5 protein-coding genes, 2 pseudogenes and 1 riboswitch are annotated in these 6,995 nt (G+C 47.7%); of the genes and pseudogenes, 1 reads left to right on the top strand and 6 read right to left on the bottom strand.

Annotated features, from left to right (window positions below):
• The 3 genes and pseudogenes from WEIDD23_RS09615 to alr all read right to left on the bottom strand — a co-directional run.
• Positions 1 to 260 (bottom strand): annotated as a pseudogene (locus WEIDD23_RS09615) (2,3,4,5-tetrahydropyridine-2,6-dicarboxylate N-acetyltransferase); the annotation flags it as partial.
• 15 nt (positions 261 to 275) lie between these two features.
• A complete protein-coding gene (lysA, locus tag WEIDD23_RS09610) occupies positions 276 to 1,562 on the bottom strand; it encodes a diaminopimelate decarboxylase (protein ID WP_062358937.1) in 1,287 nt (428 codons plus the stop codon).
• 13 nt (positions 1,563 to 1,575) lie between these two features.
• Entirely contained in the window at positions 1,576 to 2,691 is a 1,116-nt protein-coding gene (alr, locus tag WEIDD23_RS09605) for an alanine racemase (RefSeq protein WP_010374115.1), read from the bottom strand.
• A 122-nt stretch (positions 2,692 to 2,813) separates the two neighbouring features.
• A riboswitch (Lysine riboswitch) is annotated at positions 2,814 to 2,984 on the bottom strand.
• Positions 2,985 to 3,097: 113 nt separating this feature from the next.
• Here alr and WEIDD23_RS09600 point away from each other — a divergent pair.
• Positions 3,098 to 4,453 carry an aspartate kinase gene (locus WEIDD23_RS09600; protein WP_010374117.1) on the top strand — a complete coding sequence of 452 codons (1,356 nt, stop codon included), beginning with the start codon at positions 3,098 to 3,100 and terminating at the stop codon, positions 4,451 to 4,453.
• Between the two features lie 62 nt (positions 4,454 to 4,515).
• On the opposite strand, the gene WEIDD23_RS09595 is transcribed toward WEIDD23_RS09600, so the two are convergent.
• From WEIDD23_RS09595 to WEIDD23_RS14890, 3 genes and pseudogenes are all read right to left on the bottom strand, one after another.
• A complete protein-coding gene (locus WEIDD23_RS09595) occupies positions 4,516 to 5,526 on the bottom strand; it encodes a DUF3114 domain-containing protein (RefSeq protein ID WP_010374119.1) in 1,011 nt (336 codons plus the stop codon).
• Positions 5,527 to 5,560: 34 nt separating this feature from the next.
• Positions 5,561 to 6,553 (bottom strand): ribose utilization transcriptional repressor RbsR, encoded by a 993-nt coding sequence (locus WEIDD23_RS09590; protein ID WP_010374121.1) that lies wholly within the window; start codon positions 6,551 to 6,553, stop codon positions 5,561 to 5,563.
• A gap of 14 nt (positions 6,554 to 6,567) precedes the next feature.
• Positions 6,568 to 6,995, bottom strand: a pseudogene (locus WEIDD23_RS14890) (homoserine kinase); the annotation flags it as partial.

The following is a 6,995-nucleotide window of genomic DNA, read 5'->3' as shown; positions in this document are numbered from 1 at the left end:
TAGTTCAACAATGGCACCCCTGAATTGCGGGCTAATAACTCAACGTGTTGCGCCGTGATTTTATCAGCATTTGCGGTTAAAACCGGTGCAATCAGCGCATAGTCGCCAATCACTGTGCCCGTACGCGTTTCAATAAATGCTTGTACGTCCGTGGGCCAGGTAATATCAGTCAGTTCGCCGGCCAATGTCACCCGTGCCGGTGTTTGCTTTGGCGCATTTGCAATGAAATTAATAATCGTTTGTGCATCTAATTCTGCCATTTTTTACATTTCCTTCTATAAATAGTGTCGGTCCAAGCGAACCAAATCTGCCAATGTTTCTCGTTCCACTACGACCTTAGCTTGACCGTTTTCAACAAAGACCACGGCTGGACGCCCATTTCGGTTGTAATTTGACGCCATCGAGTAGCCATACGCTCCGGTTGCCAATACTGCTAAGACATCCCCTGGCTTTGTCTTTGGTAAGGCTTGCTCCCAAACCAACACGTCCCCCGACTCGCAATACTTACCCGCCACACGGACAACCTCATCAGAAGGCGCATCTGGCTGAGCAGCTAAGACCGCTTCATACTTCGCCTGGTACAGCGCTGGTCGAATGTTATCCCCCATGCCACCGTCGACAGCGAGATATGACCGAATGCCTGGGACATCTTTACGCGAGCCAATCGTGTAGAGACTATACCCTGCTGGTCCGACAATTGATCGACCCGGTTCGATCCAAACGGCTGGCATCTGCATGCCATATGCCGCCGCCTTTTCAGCAATCGTATCGATAATTGCTTCAACGAACGTTGCGGCTGGTAATGGTTCATCATCTGCGGTGTACCGAATGCCAAAGCCACCGCCGGCATTAATCACTTGCGGCTCGAAATCCCATTCGTGCACCAAATCCACCAACTTTGCAGCGGCCATCTGGAAACCCGTCACATCAAAAATTTGGGAACCGATATGTGCATGAACCCCCAAAACATTCAAATTAGGATCTGCCAAGGCTTGTTGCAACGCAGCTTCAGCTTGGCCACTATTAACATCGAAACCAAACTTACTATCAGTTTGACCGGTTGAAATGTAATCATGGGTGTGAGCTTCAACCCCTGGGGTAATCCGCAAGAGAATATCTTGCGTTTGCTGACGTTCTGCCAACAATTCATGCAATACCTGTAATTCATAGAAGTTATCAACAATAATCGTGCCTAAGCCATTCTCAATCGCCATCGTTAACTCTTCAACCGACTTGTTGTTACCATTAAACGACACATCCGCCATCGGAAACTTTGCCCGCAAAGCCGTATAAATTTCGCCACCGGATACGACGTCAATATGCATCCCCTCTTGGGCAGCAACTTCATACATCGCGATCGTTGCAAATGCCTTCGATGCATATGACACCGCATAATTCAGGTGACGCTCTTCAAATACGCGCTTGAAATCACGCATCTGTTGGCGCATAGCCCCCACATCATACGCGTATAGTGGTGTGCCAAAGCGTTGTGCTAATTCATTGGCATCAACACCGCCAATACTCAAATGACCTGCTGCATTTGTTTGATAAGGTGTTTGCATATTCTCTTCCCCGTTAATCTGTAATTTGTCGATAAATGCGTTCTTGTAAATTCGTTGAAATTTCCCATGGTGCTAGGTCCGTATACTGACCGACATCCTCCAAGGTATTCTCTTGTTCACCTTGCCGACCAATAATCGTGACGGTGGTGCCAATTGGTAGTTCATATGGTAATGAAATCATCATTTGATCCATCGCTAACTTCCCCACAATCGGGCGTTTCACACCGTCGACGATTACCTCAAACCCTTGTAACTTACGAGGTAAGCCATCGCCATACCCCAACGGTACCGTGCCAATCCATTCGCCTTCATGGGCGTAATAAGTATGACCATAGCTGACACCCTCACCTTCATGGCATTTTTTAACAAACACCAATTCCGTTTCCAGTGTGAGGACCGGCTCTAAATAATCATCTGAGCGCAATTCACCGCGTGACGGTTCCACACCGTAAACCACAGTACCCGCCCGAATCACATCCGTTGGCATTTCATCCGCGTGATACATCGCGGCCCCCGAGTTTGCTAAATGCACTAAAGGTGGCATTTCAATACCATCCGTTAGTGCATGCCACCGATTTAATTGTTGGTGGAAATAATCAACTTCCGGTGCATCGGCCTCAGCAAAGTGGGTCATGATGCTAGCATAGGTGAAGGCCTCGCGATGTTCATCCATAAAAGCAATCGCAGCTTCTAATTCAGTTCGCTCACGAAATCCAATGCGTCCCATACCAGTATCAACAGCTAAGTTAACTTGCAAACGTTGGCCATTAACTGGCAGATATTGTAGTGCCGCTTCCAACCACGCCAGTGATCCAACCGTTGCAATCAAATTATTTTCTGCAATTAAACGCGCGTATTGCGGTAACGTAATCCCTAAAATTAACGTTGGTTCCGTCAACCCTGCTTGACGTAACGCTAAACCTTCATCTAACAAAGCCACCGCTAAGCCATCAATGCCACCCGCAACTGCCGCTTGGCTCATCGGAATCAGGCCGAAACCATAAGCGTTGGCCTTGACTGCTAAGAACATAAATGAGGCTTGCGATGCCTGACGCACTTCTTGAATATTGTGCGTCACCGCTGCTTGTGAAATATTTAACCGGGTTGGTCGGGTAACTGCTACTACCATAACTTGTGTCCTCATTTTCATTAGTGTCACGCTAATTGTGAGGCTTTTCCGCAAAAAAGACGCTCAATTAACGGCACCATCGCACCGTCAATTGAGCGTCTCATTAAAAAACATTCATTGACTGTGACGATAGCTCCCCGCTGTTTTCACAGCGACAGTCCGATGGCTCTTAACCAAAGGCCCAACGACTCAGTTGCGCTGAATCGTTTCGGCAATGTCCCCTTTCGCTTTGCGTCGTCGCCCGTGCCGGCTCAACAAAGTTACTCATGTCGATTGCAACCTCTATCAATCATTAACGTAACATTAGAATACCCTTAAAAAATATAACTGTCAACACTTGACATCTGCCATTTTTTAATTTTGAATTATCATCAACAAATGAATGAATACACAAGAGGAAATTAGTATGAATGTAATCAAGTTTGGTGGTTCTTCCTTAGCTGAGGGCTCACAATTAGAAAAAGTTATTGCAATTATCAGCGCAGATACTGCCCGTCAAGTCGTCGTTGTATCTGCGCCAGGCAAGCGTTTCAAGGATGACATCAAGGTTACTGATTTACTTGCAAGCTACGCGGAACAAGCAATTGCGGGGGATGATACCGTCGCCATTCAGGCCGAAATCATTAACCGATATCGTCAAATCGTCGCGTATTTCAACCTCGACGAAACCGAGATCATTGGGACCCTATCTGAACAACTGGCAAAGCTAAGTCGGGTCCACTATCCCTCGTTTGACTACTTATACGCAGCCTTTATGGGTCATGGCGAATTACTAAACGCCCAACTAATTGCCTATGTCATGCGGGGTCTTGGTCACAACGCTCGTTTCGTGTCACCAGCCGATTTAGGGATGATTGTCACTGGCACACCCCGCGCGGCTCGCATTCGCGAAGATAGTTATACGCGCTTAGCGAACTTCCAAATCGCAGCCGATGAGATTATTATCGTGCCCGGTTTTCTTGCCTATACCAATGAGGGGCTAATGGCCACCTTTTCACGTGGCGGATCTGACATCACCGGTGCTATTTTGGCACGCGGGTTGCACGCGGATTTATATGAAAATTTCACTGATGTATCAGCAATCTATGCTGTTGATCCACACATCATTGATCATCCAGCCGCCATCACAACGATGTCCTACCGGGAAATGCGTGAATTAGCCTACGCTGGCTTTGCGGTGTTCCACGATGAAGCGATTATTCCAGTAATTGAAGCTAATATTCCAATTAACGTGAAAAACACAAATAACCCCACGGCACCCGGCACGATGATTGTACCTGTCAAACAAGTCACCAACCCACGTCCGGTAACTGGTATTGCGAGTGATACCCGTTTTGCGGCCCTATACTTACACCGTTATTTGCTTAATAAAGAGGTCGGCTTTACCCTACGAATTCTGGAAATTTTGGCCAAACATGGGGTTAGTTATGAGCACATGCCATCTGGTATCGATGACATGACCATTATTTTCGATAAAACGCAAATTACTGACGCAATGCGTGATGCGATTTGTGATGAAATCCAAACCACTTTAGAACCAGACCATTTGGAATGGATTGATGATTTTGCCATTATTATGGTGGTTGGTGAAGGGATGAATAATCGCATCGGCGCTTTTTCAGAAATCGCGACCCCATTATCTGACGCTGGGATTACATTACCCATGATTAACCAAGGTGCTTCCCAAATTTCACTAATGCTTGGCGTACGCGCCGAACAAGTGGACGATGCCGTCCGGGTGATTTATGACGCGGTCTTTTAACCCCTTTGTTTGCTATTAAAAAAGACACCCGCAACCATAAACCGTTGCAGGTGTCTTTTTCGTTAAAATTGATTTTTTGCATAGTTGCGCAGATCTGATTCCAACCCTGCCGTCCGGGCAGCCGGTTTCACATCCAATGCTTCGTGAATTTCGCCACCCTGACCAGCATAATTGGCTGATTCAGTATTAGCAATCTGCTGTAATTCAGTCAAAGAGTACGCCGCAGGATCTTGTACAAATCGTAATGAACCATCGGCCATTTCGATTTGTTGCTCTTCCAGAGCATCCCAAAGCGACACAATCTGATCATCACGATCGAAAATTAACTCGACATGATAATCCGGTGTCACCACCTTAACATTGCTTTGGTCTGCAACGCCTCGATTATGTAACGCCACACCAGGATGCAAAACTTCTTTGCCAGTAAACAACAACACCTTAGCTTCATATTGGGCGCGCGTCCAATTCATGTGGCGCACAAAATCAGACACCGGCTTACCGAGATAATAGCGTAGCTGGTTGTCAAACGTTACCGTCAATTGCTTACTCGTGGCATATCGTGACCGAATACCGTTCCACGCCCGATACTTCAGACGCATCAAAAAGGCAACTCGGTTAACAAAATCCCAATAGTCTTGCAAATCCGTTTCATTTTCTAACTGCAGGTAATACAAGTTCGGCGTCATATCACGCTTAGCCCAATCACCCAAATGGGTCATTTGGACAAAATTCGTGTCGTCACGTTGCAATCCCAACACTTGATAAAGCATCCCCAACCGATCCGTTGCCGTTGCACTACCACGGTGGAAACCTGAAATTAACATTTTCGTAAATAATGATGACCCAATCCGGTGCGCCTCATACCATTTCTGCGTTAAGACACCCGTCATCGTATCATCCGTCAGTTCAGGTGCAGTTGCCACAGCCTCAACATAAGCCGCCACCGCCTTTGGTAACCACCCGTCTGCCGTGAGTACTTCAGTCTGGCCCAAAAGTGCCGCTGACATCGCAGCCCGGTGGACGTCAACGCCCTTAGGGTTTTCTATCAGTTCGCGTGTTCGCTTAAAAAGCATATGCACACCTCCTCTTCCCACTAGCTTACCATAATTAAGCAAATGGCGCAGTTGATTCACGCACAATTAGGTTCGCATCAAACGCTGCCACCTGTCGCTCACCATCAGGTTGAGCAATACGTTGCAACACCAAATCCAAGGCTGACTTCGCAATATCCCAAACCGGTTGTTCAATTGTCGTGAGCGCTGGCCGGAAAAATTCCGCATAATCCGTATCATCATAACCAATAACCGACATTTCTGTGGGTACCTTAATACCAATCGCATTTAACCCGGAAATCAACCCAATGGCCAATTCATCATTAAGGGCAAACGCCGCGGTTGCATGCGTCACGGAAACAGCCATTGCCGCAGCGCGACCAGCGTGCTTTGTCAAATTTCGGGTAGCCACTTCGCTCACCTTGACACCCGCTTCCGCCATCGCTTCCTTGAAGCTGGCCGTCCGATACAACAAATTATCGGTATACACTTGGTTACCCAACAGCACCACGTGTTTGTGGCCCAATGCAATTAAATGCTCGGCTGCTTTACGGCCGCCCTGCGTATCTGATGAATAAACCGCATCAGCATCTTCCAACTCATCATGATTTTCCAAGACAACCATCGCGATGCCGCGACGCTTCAAGCTTCGAGCAACGGCGGGTGGATTTGACAGTTGACTCGCCACCACAATGCCTTGGACCCCTGCGGCAACTAACGTCTCAACCGTTTGATCAGCGGTTGCCGTTTCAGCAGTCATAATCGATAGTGACACATTATCAGGCAAACCTTCCTGCATGCGTTGCACAATATCTCCAAAGTAAGGATTTCGCAAACTTGGCACCAGCACACCAATCATCGTTGTCGTCCCGCGCTTTAAACTACGGGCACTGGCGTTTGGTACATAGCCGACTTCATCACGTGCTGCAAAGACCTTCTGCTTGGTTGCATCCGAAAAACGCTCCCCTTTACCGTTTAACACTTGTGACACAGTTGCAATTGAAACGCCTGCCAAATTTGCAACGTCTCGAATTGACGCCTTCCCCATTATCCGTCTCCTTCTTAATTCACACTCATCCCCGTGTTTGCAATATCAACCACTTCAAACTTACCTGGCAACGCCAAGTAAGCCAACACATCCAATAAATCATTGACTTTATCTGGTGCCACCAGCGTCACAATTGCCGGTCCAGCACCAGCCAAGACCGTTCCGTAAACCTCTAGTGCGTGTGACGCTTGCCGAATCTTGGCTAATTCCGGTACCTCAGCCTGACGGGCCGTATCTAATCCGGCGGTCTCCAGCAATTGCCCAGCAAGGACCACTTGCTGATTCTGCCATGCAGCTAGCAACATGTTACCCGCCGCTGCTGTCGCCATAGCCGCTGCTTGCGAGAATTGCTCGGGCCGATGGGTCGCCACCTCACGTTGATACTCAGGTAAGTAAATGACCGCTTGGTAAGCTGGTGCAACAACCCCACTCGCAAAAACGT

It is taken from the genome of Weissella sp. DD23 (genome assembly GCF_001579105.1).
GTDB lineage: Bacteria > Bacillota > Bacilli > Lactobacillales > Lactobacillaceae > Weissella > Weissella cibaria.
Note: the sequence above shows the minus strand (reverse complement) of the source record. Positions and strands in the feature narration are given on the sequence as shown.

What these genes read in the sequence shown, in the direction of transcription:
- WEIDD23_RS09590 (WP_010374121.1), bottom strand. Translation starts at nt 6,553, where the DNA reads ATGGGGAAGGCGTCAATTCGAGACGTTGCAAATTTGGCAGGCGTTTCA.
- WEIDD23_RS09595 (WP_010374119.1), bottom strand. Translation starts at nt 5,526, where the DNA reads ATGCTTTTTAAGCGAACACGCGAACTGATAGAAAACCCTAAGGGCGTT.
- alr (WP_010374115.1), bottom strand. Translation starts at nt 2,691, where the DNA reads ATGGTAGTAGCAGTTACCCGACCAACCCGGTTAAATATTTCACAAGCA.
- lysA (WP_062358937.1), bottom strand. Translation starts at nt 1,562, where the DNA reads ATGCAAACACCTTATCAAACAAATGCAGCAGGTCATTTGAGTATTGGC.
- WEIDD23_RS09600 (WP_010374117.1), top strand. Translation starts at nt 3,098, where the DNA reads ATGAATGTAATCAAGTTTGGTGGTTCTTCCTTAGCTGAGGGCTCACAA.